Here is a 19,886-nt window from a genome sequence, read left to right on the forward strand (position 1 = left end):
TCTCACCGGCGTGATAAGCGGTAACGGACCATGTCCAGGATCCAGACAAGGAGCATTAAAAGCCCCGCGATCCCCAGATTAAGCATTGCCCGGCCGGCATTGTCTGCGTCGCCCAGAACGAGTTCGTAACCTCCGAAAAGCCAAGCGGGTATCCACCAGCCCGCCAGCTCGGGAGACTCAACCGGCGTTAGCAACAAAGCCACCAATGCCGCAAGTAGCAGAGTGCGAAGGCCATATAACGGCAAGACTCGGAAAAGCTTCTTCATCATGAAAAAAAACACGATGAAAGCAATTACGTAAGCGGCCCAGAAGATGCCGTAAGCAAGTTGTGTATCAGTATCGATCATTACAGAACCCAGTGAATGATGTGTTCTTCCCAATCTTCCTCGGCCACGAGATCCTCAGAGATCACTTTATGGCGTATGGAGACGCCCGCCTCATGCACGGAATCCGGGCGTCCGCTTCGCAGCGGATGCCAGTCAGCCAGAGGCCTGTCCTCTGCAAGCGTTCGATAGGCACAGGTATAAGGCAGCCAATAATAGTCTTTCACCGTATCCGGTGTCAGCACCGTGCATCCCGGAACTTTTTTCAGGCGCTCCGGGTAGACCGTACATCGACAATTGTCCGTATCCATAAAACGGCACACCAGGTCGGTGTGGTACACCTCGCCGGTATCTGCGTCTTCAAGCTTATTCAGACAGCATTTTCCGCAGCCGTCGCACAAGGATTCCCATTCGTCAGGCGCCATCTCACTCAGGCGCTTACGCTGCCAGAAGGGAATTTGGGCAATCATGAATCTCTCAGGCCCGGCTTTGTGCGAAAATCAATAACGTACGAATCCCGCTCTTCCGGCATCTGCAGAAAAAAGTCTTTTTCAGCAATTGCACCAAGCACCTGCTCACCGGTTGTTCGCGCGAGCTTTCGCTCCGGCGTCATAACCAGATCCATCGAGTGCACCGGGCTACCAAAAATACTTCGCAGGCTCTCAGGCAAGTCTTCCCACTTCTGTCCGCGACGAACATAAATATAGGTGTCGCTTTTCTTGCTGCTTCGAAAAACAGACACGAACTCCCGATCTTTCATGATTTCAGATAATCCTCGATATCGTTCATTACCGGCTCCAGAATCTGTGCACGCCAACCCTGGAAAAAAGGGCTGTCCGCCAGGGTTCCGTCCTGAACAACTTTCTCAAGCCGTTTTCTCGGAGCAAGCAATTCAACTGGAATATCAGCAGCTTCTGCAGCACTTCTGAAAAAACGCTTTAATTGCTTGAAAAACATTTGCTGATCCCGGTTCAGGGGTGGCGCAATGCGCTCGAGCCCGGAACTGTCGGCGCTAAGCCCTTCTTTGACAAGCGCCAGCAAGGCCTCACCATACCGGCGAACAACTCCCCCGGGAACGCCCTGAATGTCAGATAGCTCACCGATCGATGCCGGCAAGCGATCTGCAATGGCAATGAGAAGAGGATCTGCCAGCACCCGACCCCGAGGGCGATCGCGTTCTCTGCTTTCAAGCTCGCGCCAAACCACAAGCTTCTGGAGCACAAGCTGCTGCTGTGGCTTCAGAGTCCAGCCTCCACGCAGGCGAAGATAGTGCTTTTCAGGATCGTCCTGCCCTGCCAGCTCATCCGCAAATCGGGTCGACTCCTCCACCAGAGCTGCCTCAAGCCCCCGTTCACGAAGATGAGCCGTGATCCACTCGTGCATGGGTGCCAGAAAACGTATGTCATCAATTGCATAACGCTGCTGAGCATCACTCAACGGGCGGGAAATCCAGTCAGAGCGAGTAACCGATTTATCCAGTTCCTCACCAAAGAGCGTCTCGACAAACCGGGCATAGCCCAGAGAAAAACCGGCACCTGCCATGGCAGCACCAATCTGCAAATCCACCACACCTTTTGGGTTTATACCGAGCCAGTCGCGGAACAGTTCAAGGTCCTCACTCATTGCATAAAGCAACTTGGTGAAATCAGGGTCTGCGATCACTTCCCTGAACCGGACGGATTGCTCTGCAACGTCAGGGTCTACAAGGCAAAACTGATCGCCAAGGCCGAGCTGAACCAAACCGGGAACAGGATAGAACGTACTCACCCGCTCGAATTCGGTATCCAGCACCAGCGGGTGGCCCGGAGCGCTGTCCAGCCAAGTGTTCAGCTCCTCCGGCTGGGTTATCCAATCAATGGTTGCGGGAGCCGGTGGCACAACAATAGCCGGTAAAGAAAAGGTCATAGAAAAAGCCAGTTAAAAGCGCCTTGAGAAGATTGGCGCAGAAATCAGTCCAGCAGAGGTTTTCTGCCGCGAAACGCATGGGTGAGTGTAAAGCCATCGACGTAGCCAAGCTCGCCACCTACAGGTATACCGTGAGCGAGACGGGTAATAAGAATGTCGGAACCATCAAGCCGGTCGGAGATGTAATGTGCCGTTGCCTCACCTTCAACGGTCGGATTGGTGGCAAGAATCAATTCGGTAACACCATCTGAGCGCACACGGCGCAGAAGGCGTTCTATACCGATCTCCTCAGGGCCCACACCGTCAATGGGCGACAAGTGACCCATCAGCACAAAATAGCTGCCCTTGTAGTCCCCGGCCTGTTCAATGGCAAGAAGATCTGACGGGCTTTCGACCACACAGAGTACGCCGGTGCGCCTGGCAGGATTTTCGCAGATACCACACACCTCGGTATCCGAAAAATTCTGGCAGCTTTCGCAGCGCCGCACACCCTCCATGGCTTTGCTCAACGCATCAGAAAGCCGCGTGCCACCGGAGCGTGCCCGCTCAAGCAAGTGAAACGCCATGCGCTGGGCAGTTTTCTGACCGACACCCGGCAAACACCGGAGGGATTCGACAAGTTCATCAACCAGTGGGCTGAACGCCATGAAACATCCTCAAACTTCAGTTCCGGAAAAGCCTTAAAACGGCATCTTGAAGCCAGGTGGCAAGCCCATACCAGACATCATTCCCGACATTTTGTCTTTCTGGTTGGCTTCAACACGACGCACCGCATCGTTAACAGCCGCAGCCAGCAAGTCTTCCAGAATATCCTTCTCCTCAGACATCAGGGATGGATCGATCTCCACTTTGCGAACATCGTGGCGACCGTTCATGGTGACCTTAACAAGGCCCGCGCCGGCCTCTCCCGTAATTTCCGCTTTTGCCGCCTCTTCCTGAGCCTTTTGCATTTCTTCTTGCATTTTCTGGGCCTTTTTCATCAGGCCGCCCATATCGTTCATCATACGTCTATCTCCTGCTTGTCTCTGTTGGCCTGTCTTTTATTGGCCTAATACTGTCTTCGACCACCCGCGCCTCAAACCGTTCCACGATGGATTTGACCAGCGGATCCTTACGGATCGACTCCTCCGCAGCACTCTGACGGGCCACGCGCAGCCGCTCTTCAAAAGCCGCCGGCGTGTTGGGCCCCGGGTCGCCCTGTTCTATTCTTAACTGAGTGGCGTCGCCGAACTGATTTCTCAAGGCGGCAAGAATTTTTTCTTCGTGCCGGGCATTCAGCAACCGCGCGTGGCCTGCATCGATCAGCAGCGTAATGGTGTCGCCGGTATGGGACATAGCACCGTGACTGGCCAGATTACCCGGCATGCCCACAATCCCGAGATTGCGGAAATCCCGCTCCCAGACAAACTCCCCATCAGAAGCCGGAACCGCGGTAAGCTCAGGGTCGGGTTCGGCCTCTACCTGCACTTCCGGCTCCGGCTCCGGCTCCGGCTCCGGCTCCGGCTCCGGCTCTGGTTCAGGTTCAGGTTCTGCCCTTACCTCTGGCTCCGGTTCTAATTCAGGATAATCAGGGGTGGCTTCAGCCTGCGCATCAAGGCTTGCAAGCCAAGCGTCATCGGCTGATGCGTCAGCATAACCTTGCGAAGTCTCCTCCTGTATAGGTGCAGACTCAGGTTCGGCAAGCTCGGGCTCGGGCTCTTGCTTCGGAGCCGGTTCTGATTCGGGAGTCTGAGGCGGAGCGGGAACAGGTGCTGGCTCAGGTTCGTCCCGGGACTCCCCGTCGACACTGGATCCCGCGTTATTCGCAGCAGGTGGTGCCCGCCGGTCCGAGCCAGGTCGGAATGCAAGCATTCTCAGCAGTGTCATCTCGAAGCCCATCCGGGCATCGGGCGTAATTGCCAAATCTTTGCGGCCTAAAAGCGCAGCCTGGTAAAAAAGCTGGGCATCTTCTGCACTCAGCTTACGCGCCAGAGTTTGAACCTGAGCAGCATCGCCAAGCGTATTGTCTGCACTGCCGGGAACAACCTGCTCCATGGTCACGCGGTGGAACAGGGAAAGAAGATCCGCGAGGATGATGCTGTAGTCAGGTGCAAAATCCGAAATCCGGTTGATCTCCCCCAGCAGGCTCGGGCCGTCACGCTCCACCAGCGCATTCACAATCCGTTCGATGTCCCGCTGATCTATGGTACCCAGCATGCTGCTGACATCACTGGCCGAGAGCTTCTGGTTACCAAAGGCAATGGCCTGATCTGTCAGGCTCAGAGCATCCCGCATACTGCCATCGGCAGCGCGAGCCAACAGCCATAGCGCCGGCTCTTCAAAAGGGATGTTCTCAGCAGTCAAAACATGGGTCAGATGCCCGGCAATGTGTTCGGGCGTCATGCGCTTGAGATTGAATTGCAGGCAGCGTGAAAGAACGGTTACAGGCAGCTTCTGGGGGTCGGTCGTCGCCAGCAGGAACTTAACGTGCTCCGGCGGCTCCTCAAGAGTCTTGAGAAACGCATTGAACGATTGATTCGTGAGCATGTGCACCTCGTCTATGAGGTACACCTTGTAGCGGCCACGGCTGGGTGCGTACTGAACGTTGTCCGTCAGTTCCCGCATATCGTCCACACCGGTGCGGGATGCCGCATCAATCTCAATCAGATCAACAAACCGGCCTTCCTGAATTTCCACGCAACTGGCACAAGTACCACAAGGGTGAGGAGTAACACCGGTTTCACAATTAAGACAACGGGCAAGCAAGCGCCCGATGGTTGTTTTACCCACGCCCCGAGTGCCGGTAAACAGGTAGGCATGGTGCAGGCGCTGGTTTTCCAGAGCGTGAATTAGTGCCTGGAGAACGTGTTCCTGGCCCACCATATCTTCAAAGGTGCGAGGGCGCCATTTACGGGCAAGTACCTGGTAGCTCATGATCCGCCAAATGCTGAGAAAAACGCCTTTAACCTTAGCATGGTCGCCGTTTTATAAGAAGTTATAAGAGTTTATTAAGAAGCAGAAATCAGGGGCTTGAGAGCGAATTTCAACTTGAGCAGGAGGGCTGTATACGGAGGAAATCTGGGGGTGGCCCCACCAGCAACACTCCGGCACACAATTCCACCGCTGCGGCTGCTCCCTTCCGGGCCTGACCGGGTTCACGGTTTCATGTTGCGGAGGCACCAGCGGAGCCACCATAACGGCGTTTCAGGACAATATCCCTGAAAGCGGCGCGAATGTTAACAAAAGGGTTTGCGGACTACAACGGCAAATCCACCCGTGCGCGCGAGAATCTATATCACCGCCGATATCGGCAATGGAATCACATCCTGCCGAAACCAGCACGCCAGGCTGTAACGCGTGCGGTGGGCCTCCAGCACCTCATGGCGAATTTCCTCACTCATGAACAGTGCCACCCTGCCCGCCTCGGGCAATACTAAACTACCGGCTTCAACCCCGTCTCCCCGACTGTAGATCTGAAGCGCTCCACCGTCTGCAGGCTGCCAATCATCGTTCAAATACAACACCAGGCTGACAATCCGGGAGGCGCGCCCCTGAAAGCTATCAACATGGGCCCGGTAGAAATCCCCGCTGTGATAAGTCGCGTAATGAGCCTCAAACCGCTTCAGACCCAAGAAGAGTCGCTGGTTCAGCCCCATACGAAGACTTTCGAGAAACTCGAACAACCCAGCCTGAGACGGCGTATCGCCCTGCAGCCAGGCAATCTTGTCCCGGCGCACCGAGCGATCCCGGACAAGCTCGGCGCCCCGCCCGATACCGGCAATTTTTAGAGCATCACTTTGATCAAGCGCAATGATTTCCCGCTGCAATGACTGCAACAGATCTGTGCCCAGCCATGGCGTTATGTCAAAACTCATCCAGCCGTAAACACTCAGGCCTTCCGCAAGTTCATCCAACCACTGCGTTTTGTCCAATGACACTCCTTCAAACAGTATTTCCCGGGTTCGTGGGACTATTTTACGGTCAGTTGTCGCCCGAAACATAGATTTGATTTACTCTCTGAGTAAGCAGATGCACTTAAGCCCGGAACCAAGCCTTATGTCCGAGAGCAGCAACAAGCCACCTTTATCCCTGTTACCAGGACAATGGTCTTTTACCCGCTGGAATACAATTGGACAACTGGAAGCACTGGAGGTTCACCACCCCCTCTTCGAGGCCACCCTGTTCCTGCAAGGCGCGCACCTCACCCGCTTTATCCCGAAGAACGAATCCGACTGGCTATGGCTAAGCCCTGATGTCCGCTTCGAGCCCGGTCGCGCCATTCGGGGCGGCATCCCGATATGCTGGCCCTGGTTTGGCGATCCCGCCCGCAACGCACCGGAAGTACGCAAGCGGGTAAAAACACCCGACCCACACGGGTTTGCCCGCACTGCCCTCTGGAAGCTGGAGGATGTGAGAGAAAACGCCCACGAGGTCGAAATAAGCCTTTCCCTGGACGCAAACGACGATTTTTCCGACCTTTGGAATGGCCACGCCCTGGCCCTCATCACGTTCAGCTTCTCGGTAAGAGGATGCCAGCTTGCCCTGACCACAACCAACCTCGGCACAGGCCCTCTGGCATTAAGCCAGGCCCTGCATACCTACTTGCCTACAAACAGTATTGCGCGTTCAAGGGTGCTGGGCCTTGGTTTCAGCAACTACATAGATACGCTCAAAGACTGGGAATATTGCACTCAGGATGGCGCCGTGTATTTCGAGGGCGAAACAGACCGGATATACGAAAGCGGCGATCCGCTCACGATCGTAACGCCTGGTGTCAGCCGCAAGCTGACCGGGGTTGGGAGTGATTCTACCGTTGTATGGAACCCGGGCCCGGACAAAGCCATTACATTGAGCGACTTTCCAGACGCCGCCTGGAAGACCATGCTCTGCGTCGAAACTGCCAATGCAGCAAGTGATTATCGCGTGCTTAATGAAGGCCAGAACCACACACTCGGCGTGTTGTTAGGGCGTGGCTGAACAGTGCTTATAAGGGAGTATGCATGAGCCTGGTATCGTTTCTGAAATCCCGGCTGATTCCAGCGAAGCTGGATGAACAAATCAATCGCATCCGCAAACCAATAGGCTCATTGGGGTACGACCCCTGGGGCTACAACAACGAAACCTTCAAGTATGGCTTTTCTCTGACAAAGCCGATTTATGAGAAGTACTTCCGCGCGGAAGCCCACGGCGTTGATCAGGTGCCTGCGGAAGGGCCAGTGCTGATTGTAGGAAACCATAGCGGCCAACTCCCCATTGATGGCATCCTCGTGGGTTACTCAATTGCCTCAAGAGAGAAAAACCCACGCATTCCACGGGCAATGATTGAGCGCTTTTTCCCCACGGTACCCTGGCTTGGCAATCTGTTGAATGAAGTCGGAGCAGTACTGGGCGACCCGGTGAATTGCGCCCGAATGCTCGCAAATAACGAAGCCATCATTGTTTTCCCCGAAGGCATACGCGGCTCCGGCAAACCCTACCGGGATCGCTACAAACTTCAGCGGTTTGGCAATGGGTTCATGCACCTGGCTATGAAGCATAAGGCTGCCATCGTGCCCGTCGGTGTGGTGGGCTGTGAAGAAACCATACCTGCCATCGCCAACATCAAACCTCTGGCCAAAGCCCTCGGGGTCCCTTATGTTCCTGTTGCCATGCCGGTAGTGTTGCCCGCCAAGGTTCACCTGAACTTCGGACCACCCATGTATTTCGATAACGCGGATCTTCAGGAAGACCAGATAGAAGAGCGCGTCGAACAGGTTAAAGCCGAAATAAACCGGCTGATCGACAAAGGACTGGAAGAAAGGAAAAGGGTGTTCTGATGAGTGCTCCAAAGACCAGGCAGTGTAAACCTAGAGTCCTGATAACAGGCGCCGCTGGCGCACTGGCAAAGCAGGTAATCGAGCGGCTTCGCAAAACCTGTGATCTGGTCGCCGTCGATGCGCGAATACAGGTTCCGCTCGGCGATGACATTCCCAGCTACTGCCTCGATTTCAACCACCGCAACTTTGAGGATCTCTTTCGCCGCTACCAGTTTGACGGGGTTATACATCTGGGCCGGATCCGCTCAAGCCAGCTCACCCGGATGCGGCGCTACAACGCCAATGTTCTGGGCACACAGAAGCTGCTGGACCTGAGCCACAAGTACAACATCCGGCGAATTGTCGTGCTGTCTACCTTCCATGTCTATGGTGCCATGGCATACAACCCCGCCCTGATCAACGAATCCGCCCCCATGAAAAGCGCGGGCCTGAGTGCAGATCTGATCGACTCGGTGGAACTGGAAAACCTGGCGAACATTTATCTGTGGCGCTTTCCGGAGCTGAACATTGCCATTCTCCGCCCCTGCAATATCGTAGGCCCGAGCGTGAGCAATACCATGAGCACCTTGCTTTCCAGTCAGCGCGCCCCGGTACTTGCCGGCTTTTCGCCCATGATGCAGTTTATCCACATTGACGATATGGCAGATGCCATCGTATTGGCTTACCAGAAGCCGGTCAGAGGAATATTCAATGTGGCGTCAGATGATTGGGTTGCTTACCAGCGGGCACTGGAGCTATGCGGCTGCACCCGGATCCCGGTCCCCTCTGTCCCGCCAGTATTGCCTCGTTTCTTGATGCGGGCACTGCGCATGCGAAGCTTTCCTGCCTACCTTATGGATTTTTTCAAATACCCCGTAATAATCGACGGCCGGGCCTTTGCGGAAGAATTCGGTTTCAGCCCCAAGCGGCCGCTGAAAGAAATCTTCCGGTTTTACCGGGATAATAAAACACCGCTATAGTTGCAGCTGCAGCTCCGGAACAAGCCGGAGTTGCACTGAGCTGCGGCCCGCCTCAAACTACAGCTATCCAAGGAACAGGCGGATTAGATGCTTCCAGATCTGAGCGTAATAAGCCACGGTGCGGCTGCAGTAGTATTTGCAATACTCGCGTTACTCGTGGGCACTCGCTATCTAAGGCGTGACATAGACCGGGCCCTGTTTGTTGCGGCACTGGTAACAACCCTGTGGGCCTCTGCTCTCGTTACTCAAAGTATTTGGGGAGAGCCGGCTTTTTTTATTCGATACCTCCTGGAACTTCTCCGCGATACTGCCTGGATTCTGCTTCTCTTCGCAATGCTGCGGGACACCTTCCGGCTAGGGCGCCTGAGCGGGCAAGTCAAGAAGTTCCTCGGCATCGCAACGATTACTGTACTCATCACCCTGCTGGCGCTCGGCAGCCTTGAATTTATTTTCGGCCTGGCACTGGTAGACGGAAAAACCAAGCTCATCGGCCAGATTGCGTTATCACTTCTTGGTTTGTCTCTGGTGGAGCAGATATGGCGCAACGCCCCCGCCTTCGGCCGGTCCAGCATGAAATATCTGTGCATCGGCACAGCTACCATATTCCTGTTTGACTTCTTCATGTACGCGGATGCGCTGTTATTCGGCACGATCGCTGATTCCTTCTGGAACGCCCGCGGTTTTGTAAATGCGGCACTGGTGCCACTGTTCGCTATAAACGTAGTTAACACCCGCAAACAACCCATCGATTTTCAGCTCTCACGTTCAGCCGTTTTCCATGTCGGCACACTGGTTCTGGCAGGCGCCTACCTTCTACTGCTTTCCATCAGTGGATATTACATACGAATTCTTGGTGGAAATTGGGGGGAGGCTCTTCAGGTCCTTCTATCCGCCGTGGCACTGGTTTTCCTGGCAACTCTTTTGCTTTCACGACGCATACGGGCAAAGCTGATGGTGCTCATCAGCCAGAACTTTTTCGACTATAAATACGATTACCGTGAAGAATGGCTGAAGATGACCAAAGAACTGTCGGATCTCAGCGATGAGCCTCCCCTTCCCCTTCGAGCAATCCGGATACTCACAGGCCTTGTAGAAAGTAACGCCGGCGCTATCTGGCTCAAAAGCGAACAGGGCTCATTCACCCTCAAAGAGTCCGCCAACCTGGCCACCCCCAAATACATGATCATCGATGAAGACTCGGATCTGGTGCGCTTCTTTTCCGAGAAAGAGTGGATTATCAATCTGGATGAGTACAGGGCGGACCCGGTGAGTTATAACCTGCTGGAAATCCCCGACGCGATTTCCAGCACTCCGGATGCCTGGCTGTTAATACCCCTGTACCTGGGCAATGAACTCTACGGTATTGCCATGATTGGCCAACCCTACGCCAGGGTCGATCTGAACTGGGAGAACTTCGACCTGATCAAAGTTGTGGCCCGCCAGACCTGCAATCTACTGGCGCAGGCAGATGCCCAGCACCGGTTATCACGAGCCATGCAATTCGAGGCGGTCAGCAAAGCCTCTGCGTTTATGGTCCACGACCTGAAAACAGTGATTGCCCAACTCTCTCTCTTAGTGAACAACGCTCAAAAACACCGGAACAACCCAGCGTTCGTTGATGACATGATTAAAACCACAGACCATGCAGTCAGCAAAATGACCAACCTGGTTGAGCATATACGTAAACCATCCGCAGGCGCCGATGATGACTCCAAAGCACTGGACCTGACCCGCCTCGTTACAAGCCTCCTGAAACACTACGATCGGCAGCAGCCGTTGCCAAGGCTTGAGGGTGATCCGCCGGAAATCACGATTAAAGCGGACCCCGAACAATTGCGGAGTGTTCTTGGGCACCTGATCCAGAACGCACAGGATGCGACACCTCCAGATGGAGAAGTTGCCCTTTCTCTTAAAATTGCCAAAGGGAACGTTGTGCTGTTTATTCAGGATACAGGTTGCGGCATGACAGAAGATTTCATCAGCAGCCGACTATTCAAACCCTTTGAAAGCACCAAAGGCCTTACTGGCATGGGCATTGGCGCCTATCAGGCCCGGGAATACATCCAAAAACTGGGTGGTACCGTTGATGCAACAAGCGAACCCGGCGTAGGTTCCTGCTTCTCCGTTAGAATTCCGCTGGTGGGCGATTCTTTTGCCAGCCCAACAGAACGAGAGGTTCGAACACCTAGTGAGAATGGAGCGAAGCGCTCAATTTCCGACGCGGAAGACCCGAAAGAAATCGCCAATTAAATGACAGCCCTCTACAACGGGCAAATCGATCATTGCAAAGTGTCAATGTTCAGTTAAGAATCATCAGTAGTGGAACACCCAAACAAAGGAATTGTTGCTGTTGTGACTAGACGACTGCTAATTGTAGAGGATGACCCGGGGCTTCAAAGCCAGATGCGCTGGTGTTTCAGCGAGGACCTGGAGGTGACAACCGCCTCAGACAGAGAAACAGCTCTCGCGGCGCTCAGACGGGAAGAGCCGGATGTAGTAACACTGGACCTGGGTCTGCCACCAGACCCGGGTGGTGCGACGGAAGGTTTTGCTCTTCTGGAAGAAATTCTGCGACTTTCTCCCATGACCAAAGTGATTGTGGTAACCGGCCGCGAAGACAAAGAAAACGCAGTCAGGGCCATCGGCATGGGCGCCTCCGATTTTTACCAGAAACCCCTGGATGCCGATATTCTTAATTTTGTGGTAAACAGAGCCTTCCGACTTGCGGAGCTGGAAAAGGAAAACCAGGCGCTCGCACACCAGGGCAACGGCACGAACATCAAGGGTATTATTGCGGCAAGCCCGCAAATGATGGCTGTATGCCGGACATTAGAGAAAGTCGCCCCCACTGATGTGACCACCCTTATCACGGGTGAAACCGGCACAGGCAAAGAAGTACTCGCCCGAGCCCTGCACGACCTGAGCCCTCGGGCTGGAAACGTCTTCGCAGCTATCAACTGTGCCGCCATTCCCGAAAACCTTCTTGAAAGCGAGTTGTTTGGCTTTGAAAAAGGCTCGTTTACCGGCGCGACCCAAGCCAAAAAAGGCAAAATTGAAAGCGCAAACGGCGGTACGCTCTTCCTTGATGAAATCGGCGATATGCCAATGCCCCTGCAAGCGAAGCTACTGCGCTTTCTGCAAGAACGTGTTGTCGACAGAGTGGGCTCAGTAAAACCAATACCCGTAGACGTGCGCGTGGTGTGCGCAACGCACCGCAATGTGCAGCAATTGATCGAAAGCGGAGATTTCCGGGAGGATCTTTACTACCGGATAAGCGAAATAACGCTGGATGTGCCATCTGTAAGGGAACGAGACGGGGATGCGCTGGTCATAGCCCAGTCCCTGCTCAAATCCCTCGGCAAAACAATGGACCGACAAAACCTCACCTTCTCCGAAGATGCCATTAACGCTATCAGCGGTTACGCCTGGCCCGGCAACGTCCGGGAAATGATCAACAAGGTAAAACGGGCCACTATCATGGCCGATGGCAAACGGATTACCAGTGAAGATCTTGAATTGCCGGGTAGCGACGAGCCAGGAGCATGCCACTTGAACCTTCGCCAGGTTCGCGAGCAGGCCGAGCGCAAAGCCATCATGCAAGCGTTGCAAACAAGCGGCTTCAACATGACGCAAGCCTCCCGGCTTTTGGGTGTGACACGCCCGACCCTTTACAACCTCACTGATAAATACAAAATCGACACCTCGGCAGAAGCTCCGGAAATCTAAGTTACTTTCCAGGCACCCGGTGGCAGCGAGCGGATCAAGGAGCAGATATACATGATCGCAAAGCAAACAACATTAAAAACATTTTCAAGGCTGGCGCTGGCGGGCAGCCTTCTACTCGCAGTGCCCCTGCTGACGGGTTGTAACAACAACACAGACTCGTCAGAAGCTATGTCACACGTTACCCGCGCAGAAACATACGCGGACCAGGGGCAGTTCCGCTCGGCCCTGCTTGAAGTCAAAAATGCCATCCAGAAAGACCCGAACGACGTGAAACACATCGTTCGCCTGGCTGATCTCTATCTACAGGTAGGCGCCGCGAAAGAAGCCGCCGAACTCCTCGCCCCCTGGATAGATGAAAAACCTGAAGCCGTGGCCCTCACTCTCGCTCGCGCCTATGTGGAACAGGGTAAACATCTTTCCGCAGTAGAAACCCTGGCGCTTCAAACACCCAGTTCCCCGGAAGACCAACTGGAAGCTTCTCTGATCCGGGCTGAGGCTTTGCGTAAATCCGGAGAACTCGCCGAAGCACTGGCGCTATATGACAACCTCGTCGCCAGTAACTCAGCCGACACAGAGGCGGTAACCGGTCTTCTTCAAACCCAACTCAACCTCGGCAATACACAACAGGCGGTAGAGACCGCAGACGGATGGCTAGCAGGAAATGAACAGGCGCCAGAAGTTCTATACTGGAAAGGCGTAGCTCAATATCAACAGAACCAACTGGAACAGGCAGCTGCTACTCTGACAGATGCCGTAGGGGTACTCCCCACATCCGACTTTTTCCTACCTATTCGCCGAAATGTGCTTGCCACGCTTTCCCGGGTTCTCACTGAGCAAGGCAAGATTACCGAAGCCCAGATCTATAACCGGATCTTGGCTGAAAATGTTAACACCGGTGCACGGGAGCAAGGTGAAGCCGTTATCGCAGCCCTTAAAGAGGGCAACTTTGAAGAGGCGAAAACGATCCTGCGGGACAGCCTCAAGCTGGACCCTGAAAACGAACAGGCAGCCATGCTGCTTGGAGCTATTTCTGCAGGCACCGGCGAACTTGAGGAAGGCGCTCAGCTGCTTAAGGAAAACCTGGACCCGGAAACAACACCTACCCAGTTCATCAGGGCCGCCACAATGGCTCAGATTGATACCGGAGACCGGGAAGCTGCCCTGAAAACACTGGATCGCGCCATAGAAGCCCGACCCAATGATAACGAACTTTTGGCCATGCATGGCATTCTGGCACTCAGCCTCCCAGGCCACGAGAACGACGGTATTGCCAGCCTCAGCAAGGCCATTAGCAATCAGCCAGAGCGCGTGCGCCTGCGGCTCGCGCTGGCAAGGCATTACCTCCAGAACAACCAGGCCGAGCAGGCACTAGGCCAGTTGCGAATGGCCTTTACCGCCAACCCTGCAGACTGGGCCACCACCAGCACCTATATGAATGTGCTGATCCAGCAAGGTGAAAAGCAGGAAGCCGGCGAAATCCGTGACTCTTTAATTAACGGTTACGGCGACCAGCCAAGGGCCGTTTTACTGGCAAGCCTTGCAGATGCCAAGCTGGGTAACCCCGATCAAGCCGCAGCACGACTAGAAAAACTGGTTAAGGATAGCCCCCAATTACAGGCGCCCAAAGTTGCACTCGCGAGCCTTTATGCACAATCCGGCAAACGTGAAAGTGCAGTTAACCTGTTGGTAGACGCCGCCACCATAACTCCGGATGTTATCCGTCCCCTTCAGCAGGCAGGCCAAATCTATACGCTGGATCATACGATAGGTGAGGCCAAGACCTGGCTCACTGGTGTCGCCAAAGACCACCCGGAACTGAAACAGAACACGGATACGCTGACCGCCCTGATTGATATCAACCAGGGCCAACTGACAGAGGCGAGAGCAACTCTGTCACCATTGAAGGATTCAGACTCCGCAACGGTAAAACGCGCATATGCCCAGTTGCTCGTTGCTGAAGCACGGGCCGCCGCGAACGATAAGGAATGGACTGAAGCAAGGGCTAAAGCTGCCGAAGCCATTGCTCTTGAGCCAGAGAACCTCAGGTTTGCACTATTACCCGTGGGAATTGCAGAGGTAGAAGGTAAAACAGAAGAGGCCATCTCAGCACTGGAAGCGGTTGAGAAAACCTTCGGAGAAGTGACTGCAACCAGACTTTCCCGGGCCAAGTTGCTTCAGCAACAGCAGGGCTCAGAAGCTGCTTATGAATACCTTTCTGAAAGCTGGCAAGCCACTAAAGACGTCCAACTGATGCCCGCCCTACTTGGGCTGGCACAAACCGAAGCCCCTGACGCCGTCGACAGCCTCACAGAAAGCTGGCTTAACGAAACCCCGCAAAGCCTTGCAGCGCACATGGCGAGAGCTGAGTGGCTGATGTCCAATAACCAGGAAACTGCAGCAGCGAACCACTATGAGCAAATTCTTGCACAACAGCCAAACAACGTGGCTACGCTGAACAATATGGCCTGGGTGCTGCGCGAGAAAAACTCCGACCGCGCACTGAATCTCGCACGGCAGGCAAGTGAGCTGGCACCCAACAGCCCTGCTGTTCTGGATACATATGGGTGGGTGCTCCACCTGAACGGCATGCACGCAGAAGCCAAAACCGCTATAGAAAAGGCGCTTTCCCTTGCGCCGGGGAATGCGGAGATATCGGCACACCTTGATACCGTGAAGAAGTCGTTGTAACAAACTTTATCTACAACATTCAAGAACACAAAAAACAAAGGTCTGAAATGTAAACATTTCAGACCTTTGTTTATTTTAGTGTCGATCCTCTTTACAGTACCGCTAAATACCTACCAGAATAACTTTATAAATCAACATCTTGTTGTATTGGCATGATTATAGCTTAACTGTAAAGTAGGTTAGAAACCATTCTGACTGAACGCCAAACCATTCGCGAGGATGGGACGGAAAGCCAAGGATCTCAAACAAAAAGAGACAGCCTGGCTGCGAAGGAACGTCAACAAAGATCGGAGAAATCGATATGGAATTTAAACGCTTGGTCCTCGCGGCAGGTCTCATTGCTTTTGCAGGCTCTGCTAGCGCACTCACACAGATCAATGGCAACAGCCTTCAAAATGGCCTTAACAGTGCTTCTCAGGGCGGAACGTTCAACCAAGACGTCACTACTGACCAGTACTCGCCATCAGATGTGTGGACACTGGACGCAGTCAGCGCAGGCAACGCCCTCATGATGTTCGAAGTCGCAGGATTTGCCACTTCAAATACACTGGGTATTTACGATCTGTATTCCGGCGCAACGCTTGAGCTTTTCTCAGGCAGCGCTGCAACCGGCGATACTGCTCGCCTCCAACAGATTGGTAGCACGTTCAAAGCCACTTACTTCGATGAAATCGGTGACTATGCGGGGCAGAACAGCTCTACATTTAACAGCTCGAACTTTGGCTTCTATTTAACAACTCCGCAAAATAACACCTTCTACTCTCAATCTGCGCTAAACGGCGATTCAGACAACAACGGTGTTAATGATAACCACATGGTTACCTATCGTGGAGATGGCTCCCTGAACATGGATCCGAATGGCGACGGTAATTTTAAGTCATTCACTTCCAACAATTTTATTCTTGCGTGGGAAGATCTCGTGCTGAGTGGTTCTGATCGGGACTATTCAGATATGGTCGTTATGGTTGAGTCCTTCCTTCCGGTACCTGAGCCCGGCACCCTGGCCCTTCTCGGCCTCGGCCTTGCAGGTCTTGGTGCAGCTCGCCGTCGTCAGAAAGCCTGATTTCGGTTGATTAATAAGAAAGCCAGCTTCGGCTGGCTTTTTTTTGTTCTGAATTTGAGTTTTATGTAAACGAAATACACAGTATCCTGTCGGTTGATAAGCAGTCTGGACGGACAAACAATGTTAAGGAAAACGTTAGACAATTTACCTCTCTCCAGGCCTTATCTAATCGTTACAGCGATTGCGGTCCTTATTTTCTATCCCACCTGGGCCAGACTCGCAGAAGCCTGGCTTGAGTTTGAACAGGTTTTGGCACACGGCCTTGCAACAGCCATTATCTTTCTTGGCCTTTTGCTGATCCATCCGCCCGGGCAAATCGACCGCCAAGCACCGCTCAAACCCTACCATCTTGCCGGCGCAGTTTTGTTAATTGTGACAACGCTGGTTTGGGGGTTACTGGAACTGGTTCGCATAGACACCCTGGCCTACCTGTTGCTACCTGCGGGCCTGTTCGCAACTGCCTGGGCACTGTTAGGGTTCCCCAGAACTCTGAAGTTTCTTCCCTACATTCTCCTTCTCTCACTTTCACTGCCAATATGGGCAGATGTGGTGCCGGCCCTTGTAGACCTTGCAAGTATTGTTGTCGGAACCTGGGTTGGCTGGTTCGGTATGACAGCCCTTATTGAAGGTAACAGCATCACCCTGCCCTACGGTCGCCTTCTCATTGCCGACGGCTGCTCGGGGATACGCTATTTTGCGATTGCCATCCTGCTGGCCATGATGACATCAATACTTAACGACTACCGCTGGCGCGGCTGGCTGATCACTTTGTTGAGCGCCGCCTTAATTGGCCTGGTCGCAAACTGGGTTCGCATAACCATCCTGGTCGTCGTTGCTTACGAAACCGACATGCAAAGCGAGATAATTGCGGACCATGAAACCATGGGCTGGATGGTGTTTGGGGCTTTCATCCTTCCGGCACTCTACTTTTCACCGGTTCGCAGGCGCGCAGCAAAGCAAAGCGTTCTTGTCAGCGGCGACACCGTGTACAGGAAAGGCATTATTGCGATTGTAGCCGCTGTTGTTCTTGGCCCGATTGCACTCGTAATCGCTCAAAACACAGCAAGCCAAAAACCAGCATGGACAATCAACCTTCCAGACTTCGAGCAAGTCCAACCTGAGAAAATGCCCTTACCGATGGCTCTTCCCAGAGATCTTGATGAGCAAGTCTGGTACTCCGCCAACACCTGGATATCATTCGCACAGAGCCACAAAAAGAGTGCTGATGAAAAACTCGTGCCCTACCTACCGCAGTTGTTTGATAATTCCATTTGGCACATTGAAGAACAACCGGAACCAGGTCTCCGTGTATATCGCAACATCCTCACCAGGAATAAGGTACTGGTAGCTCAATGGTATAAGGTGGGCTCGCGCACAAGTTGGAGCTATCGCAACGCCAAGCTATTGCAGATACCTGCGGCACTTGCAGGTGAAACACGATTTGCATTGATCACCATTCAGGCATTCTGCGGCCCCCGGGATTGCGCAGAGGTGCTGCCTCGAATGCGCACAACAGTAACTTCAGTTGAGAACCAGTTTTAATGAAACCTTCACATCAGGTTAAAAAACAACCAATTTAACATTATTTAACAAAATTACACTTAGCCAAATTCTTCTGATTTCGCTCCAACTAATTGTTTGCACGCCCATTCTTTTAGGTAAGGTGTTTTCACGCCCTTAACTATACGACATATTTTGTCAACCCTTTCTCGATTAAAATCGTCGCCTCTAATGAACACTACGACACAGAATCTGATTACGTGTTCGTAAAGTCACCAATACAATTTGGAAGCGCCAGTGAACCGCACCTCAACCGAGTCTGCAATTGCCGAATGGGTCACTATTCTTGGTGAGCCCGCAGTCATTACGGCTCGTGCAGCAGACTTTGGTATTTCGACAATCGGAACAAAGCGCTCTATTCCGGCTGTGCTCCGACCAGAAAACCAGGAACAAGTTGCAGCGGTTCTTCAGGTAGCGCAAAAGTGGCAAGTCGCAGTTTACCCCGTAAGTACAGGCAATAACTGGGGCTATGGAAGTGCAAACCCGGTCGAAAACGGCTGCGTTATTCTTGATCTTAGCCGGCTCAATCGCATTTCCGGTTTCGACCCAGAATTGGGTGTAGTCACAGTCGAGCCAGGTGTAACCCAGGGCGCTCTCAGAGAATTCCTTGATAGTCATGACGGCAACTACCTGGTCCCGGTAACCGGAGCGGGCCCCACCTGCAGCATTCTTGGCAACGCGCTTGAACGGGGTTATGGCATCACACCGATTACGGACCATTTTGCAGCGGTAACAAGAATAGAAGCAGTCCTTCCCGACGGCTCCCTTTATCGGACGCCGCTCAGCGAACTTGGCGGTGCGGAAGTCGACGGGCTTTTCAAGTGGGGGCTAGGCCCTTATCTCGATGGACTTTTCAGTCAGGGAAATTTCGGCGTTGTGGTGAACATGACGATTGCTCTTGCACCAGTTCCCGACACAGTGACCGCATTTTTCTTTTCGACGAAAGAAGACGAAAAACTGGAAGCCCTCGTACCGGCAGTCCGGGAGGTATTGCGAGCACTCGGAGGTTCGGTTGTGGCAATTAATCTGCTCAACAGCCAGCGCATGCTCTCGATGATGACACCCTTCCCCGAAGACAAGGCCGTTGACGGTGTGCTCCCGGCTCACGAAGTTGAAAGTCTTGCCAACCGCCATGGCGTTCCAGCGTGGAGTGGAGTTGGCGCGATTTACGCCTCAAAGGAAGTAGCCCGGGCGGCCAGACGCACGCTACGGCGACTTCTCGGGCCGGCTACCGACCGACTCATTTTTATCAATCAGCGCAAAGTTGAGATGGCAAGAACATTTGCCCGCGTAATGCCTGGCGGACTGGGCACACGAGTTAAAGGCATGGCCGATACGCTCGCGGGCGCCCTGGAAATCATGCACGGCACCCCTAATGATGTGGCTTTGGCACTGGCATATTGGCGTTCGGGCGCCCTGCCCGCTCCCGGGCAACCCAAAAATCCCGCTCGGGACGGCTGTGGGCTTATATGGTTCGCACCTCTGGTTCCAATACGGAGCAATGACGCTCGCCGCTATATCCAAATGGTTGAAAGAGTGTGCCCCCAGTACGGTGTCAATCCCCTCATTACATTGACAACCGTAAACGATCGCTGCTTTGACTCCACCGTTCCGCTGCTTTTTGATCGAAATGACACGGAAGCAACTGCGCGGGCCAACGATTGCTATCGCGCACTATACGCCGCCGGACAGCGGGAAGGTTTTCTGCCCTACCGCCTTAATATCGACGCCATGGACATTCTTAATACCGGTGGCTCTGTTTACTCTGGACTGACCAGCAAACTGAAAGCTGCCGTCGACCCTAATTTCATCCTGGCACCCGGACGTTACGTGCCCAGGGTAAAGCGTTCCGAGGTCTGATTGCTGT

General features: G+C 53.6%; 17 protein-coding genes, 1 other RNA gene and 1 riboswitch. Of the genes, 9 read left to right on the top strand and 9 right to left on the bottom strand.

From position 1 onward, the window contains the following. Window positions 1–2: 2 nt before the first annotated feature. The 9 genes from Q4606_RS12325 to Q4606_RS12365 form a co-directional block, all read right to left on the bottom strand. A complete protein-coding gene (locus Q4606_RS12325) occupies window positions 3–347 on the bottom strand; it encodes a hypothetical protein (RefSeq protein WP_303607696.1) in 345 nt (114 codons plus the stop codon). Further along, a complete protein-coding gene (locus Q4606_RS12330; protein WP_303596086.1) occupies window positions 347–793 on the bottom strand; it encodes a YcgN family cysteine cluster protein in 447 nt (148 codons plus the stop codon). Before Q4606_RS12330 ends, Q4606_RS12325 begins: the two co-directional genes overlap by 1 nt. Next, complete coding sequence (locus tag Q4606_RS12335) at window positions 790–1,083, bottom strand: YcgL domain-containing protein (protein ID WP_303596087.1); 294 nt, start codon at window positions 1,081–1,083, stop codon at window positions 790–792. The genes Q4606_RS12330 and Q4606_RS12335 overlap by 4 nt, the downstream gene beginning before the upstream one ends. Next, a complete protein-coding gene (rnd, locus tag Q4606_RS12340; protein WP_303607697.1) occupies window positions 1,080–2,228 on the bottom strand; it encodes a ribonuclease D in 1,149 nt (382 codons plus the stop codon). Before rnd ends, Q4606_RS12335 begins: the two co-directional genes overlap by 4 nt. A gap of 44 nt (window positions 2,229–2,272) precedes the next feature. Beyond that, window positions 2,273–2,875: a recombination mediator RecR gene (gene recR, locus Q4606_RS12345; RefSeq protein WP_303596089.1), complete on the bottom strand. Its 603-nt coding sequence runs from the start codon at window positions 2,873–2,875 to the stop codon at window positions 2,273–2,275. A gap of 33 nt (window positions 2,876–2,908) precedes the next feature. Continuing rightward, window positions 2,909–3,232 carry a YbaB/EbfC family nucleoid-associated protein gene (locus tag Q4606_RS12350; protein WP_144776667.1) on the bottom strand — a complete coding sequence of 108 codons (324 nt, stop codon included), beginning with the start codon at window positions 3,230–3,232 and terminating at the stop codon, window positions 2,909–2,911. A 4-nt stretch (window positions 3,233–3,236) separates the two neighbouring features. Continuing rightward, a complete protein-coding gene (gene dnaX, locus Q4606_RS12355) occupies window positions 3,237–5,141 on the bottom strand; it encodes a DNA polymerase III subunit gamma/tau (protein WP_303607698.1) in 1,905 nt (634 codons plus the stop codon). Window positions 5,142–5,295: 154 nt separating this feature from the next. After that, window positions 5,296–5,392: signal recognition particle sRNA small type (gene ffs, locus Q4606_RS12360), an RNA gene on the bottom strand. Between the two features lie 105 nt (window positions 5,393–5,497). After that, complete coding sequence (locus Q4606_RS12365; protein ID WP_303607699.1) at window positions 5,498–6,139, bottom strand: 2OG-Fe(II) oxygenase; 642 nt, start codon at window positions 6,137–6,139, stop codon at window positions 5,498–5,500. Between the two features lie 124 nt (window positions 6,140–6,263). Between Q4606_RS12365 and Q4606_RS12370 the strand changes: the two genes are divergently transcribed. The 9 genes from Q4606_RS12370 to Q4606_RS12410 all read left to right on the top strand — a co-directional run bounded on the left by Q4606_RS12370 (window position 6,264) and on the right by Q4606_RS12410 (window position 19,879). Next, complete coding sequence (locus Q4606_RS12370; RefSeq protein WP_303596092.1) at window positions 6,264–7,184, top strand: D-hexose-6-phosphate mutarotase; 921 nt, start codon at window positions 6,264–6,266, stop codon at window positions 7,182–7,184. A gap of 23 nt (window positions 7,185–7,207) precedes the next feature. After that, window positions 7,208–8,023, top strand: coding sequence for a lysophospholipid acyltransferase family protein (locus Q4606_RS12375; protein WP_303607700.1), 816 nt, complete (start codon window positions 7,208–7,210; stop codon window positions 8,021–8,023). After that, window positions 8,023–8,982, top strand: a complete 960-nt coding sequence (locus tag Q4606_RS12380; protein ID WP_303607701.1) for an SDR family oxidoreductase — start codon at window positions 8,023–8,025, stop codon at window positions 8,980–8,982. The genes Q4606_RS12375 and Q4606_RS12380 overlap by 1 nt, the downstream gene beginning before the upstream one ends. Before the next feature lie 87 nt (window positions 8,983–9,069). Continuing rightward, window positions 9,070–11,232 (top strand): XrtA/PEP-CTERM system histidine kinase PrsK, encoded by a 2,163-nt coding sequence (gene prsK / locus Q4606_RS12385; protein WP_303607702.1) that lies wholly within the window; start codon window positions 9,070–9,072, stop codon window positions 11,230–11,232. 102 nt (window positions 11,233–11,334) lie between these two features. Next, complete coding sequence (prsR, locus tag Q4606_RS12390) at window positions 11,335–12,708, top strand: PEP-CTERM-box response regulator transcription factor (protein ID WP_303596096.1); 1,374 nt, start codon at window positions 11,335–11,337, stop codon at window positions 12,706–12,708. A 51-nt stretch (window positions 12,709–12,759) separates the two neighbouring features. Then, window positions 12,760–15,396, top strand: coding sequence for a tetratricopeptide repeat protein (locus Q4606_RS12395; protein ID WP_303607703.1), 2,637 nt, complete (start codon window positions 12,760–12,762; stop codon window positions 15,394–15,396). 191 nt (window positions 15,397–15,587) lie between these two features. Next, window positions 15,588–15,668, top strand: a riboswitch (cyclic di-GMP riboswitch). 29 nt (window positions 15,669–15,697) lie between these two features. Beyond that, window positions 15,698–16,459: a DUF4114 domain-containing protein gene (locus Q4606_RS12400; RefSeq protein WP_303596098.1), complete on the top strand. Its 762-nt coding sequence runs from the start codon at window positions 15,698–15,700 to the stop codon at window positions 16,457–16,459. Window positions 16,460–16,579: 120 nt separating this feature from the next. Then, on the top strand, window positions 16,580–18,001 hold the full coding sequence (locus Q4606_RS12405) for an exosortase/archaeosortase family protein (RefSeq protein ID WP_303607704.1): 1,422 nt from the start codon (window positions 16,580–16,582) through the stop codon (window positions 17,999–18,001). Between the two features lie 255 nt (window positions 18,002–18,256). Next, window positions 18,257–19,879, top strand: a complete 1,623-nt coding sequence (locus Q4606_RS12410; RefSeq protein ID WP_303596100.1) for an FAD-binding oxidoreductase — start codon at window positions 18,257–18,259, stop codon at window positions 19,877–19,879. Window positions 19,880–19,886 lie beyond the last annotated feature (7 nt).

Origin of the sequence: Marinobacter sp. 1_MG-2023 (assembly GCF_030549045.1) — a bacterium.
In the GTDB taxonomy this organism is placed as follows: domain Bacteria; phylum Pseudomonadota; class Gammaproteobacteria; order Pseudomonadales; family Oleiphilaceae; genus Marinobacter.

Coding starts and splice junctions, on each gene's coding strand:
- dnaX (WP_303607698.1), bottom strand. CDS start 5,141: ATGAGCTACCAGGTACTTGCCCGTAAATGGCGCCCTCGCACCTTTGAA.
- Q4606_RS12335 (WP_303596087.1), bottom strand. CDS start 1,083: ATGAAAGATCGGGAGTTCGTGTCTGTTTTTCGAAGCAGCAAGAAAAGC.
- Q4606_RS12375 (WP_303607700.1), top strand. CDS start 7,208: ATGAGCCTGGTATCGTTTCTGAAATCCCGGCTGATTCCAGCGAAGCTG.
- recR (WP_303596089.1), bottom strand. CDS start 2,875: ATGGCGTTCAGCCCACTGGTTGATGAACTTGTCGAATCCCTCCGGTGT.
- Q4606_RS12380 (WP_303607701.1), top strand. CDS start 8,023: ATGAGTGCTCCAAAGACCAGGCAGTGTAAACCTAGAGTCCTGATAACA.
- rnd (WP_303607697.1), bottom strand. CDS start 2,228: ATGACCTTTTCTTTACCGGCTATTGTTGTGCCACCGGCTCCCGCAACC.
- Q4606_RS12350 (WP_144776667.1), bottom strand. CDS start 3,232: ATGATGAACGATATGGGCGGCCTGATGAAAAAGGCCCAGAAAATGCAA.
- Q4606_RS12395 (WP_303607703.1), top strand. CDS start 12,760: ATGATCGCAAAGCAAACAACATTAAAAACATTTTCAAGGCTGGCGCTG.
- Q4606_RS12400 (WP_303596098.1), top strand. CDS start 15,698: ATGGAATTTAAACGCTTGGTCCTCGCGGCAGGTCTCATTGCTTTTGCA.
- prsK (WP_303607702.1), top strand. CDS start 9,070: ATGCTTCCAGATCTGAGCGTAATAAGCCACGGTGCGGCTGCAGTAGTA.
- Q4606_RS12325 (WP_303607696.1), bottom strand. CDS start 347: ATGATCGATACTGATACACAACTTGCTTACGGCATCTTCTGGGCCGCT.
- Q4606_RS12370 (WP_303596092.1), top strand. CDS start 6,264: ATGTCCGAGAGCAGCAACAAGCCACCTTTATCCCTGTTACCAGGACAA.
- Q4606_RS12405 (WP_303607704.1), top strand. CDS start 16,580: ATGTTAAGGAAAACGTTAGACAATTTACCTCTCTCCAGGCCTTATCTA.
- Q4606_RS12330 (WP_303596086.1), bottom strand. CDS start 793: ATGATTGCCCAAATTCCCTTCTGGCAGCGTAAGCGCCTGAGTGAGATG.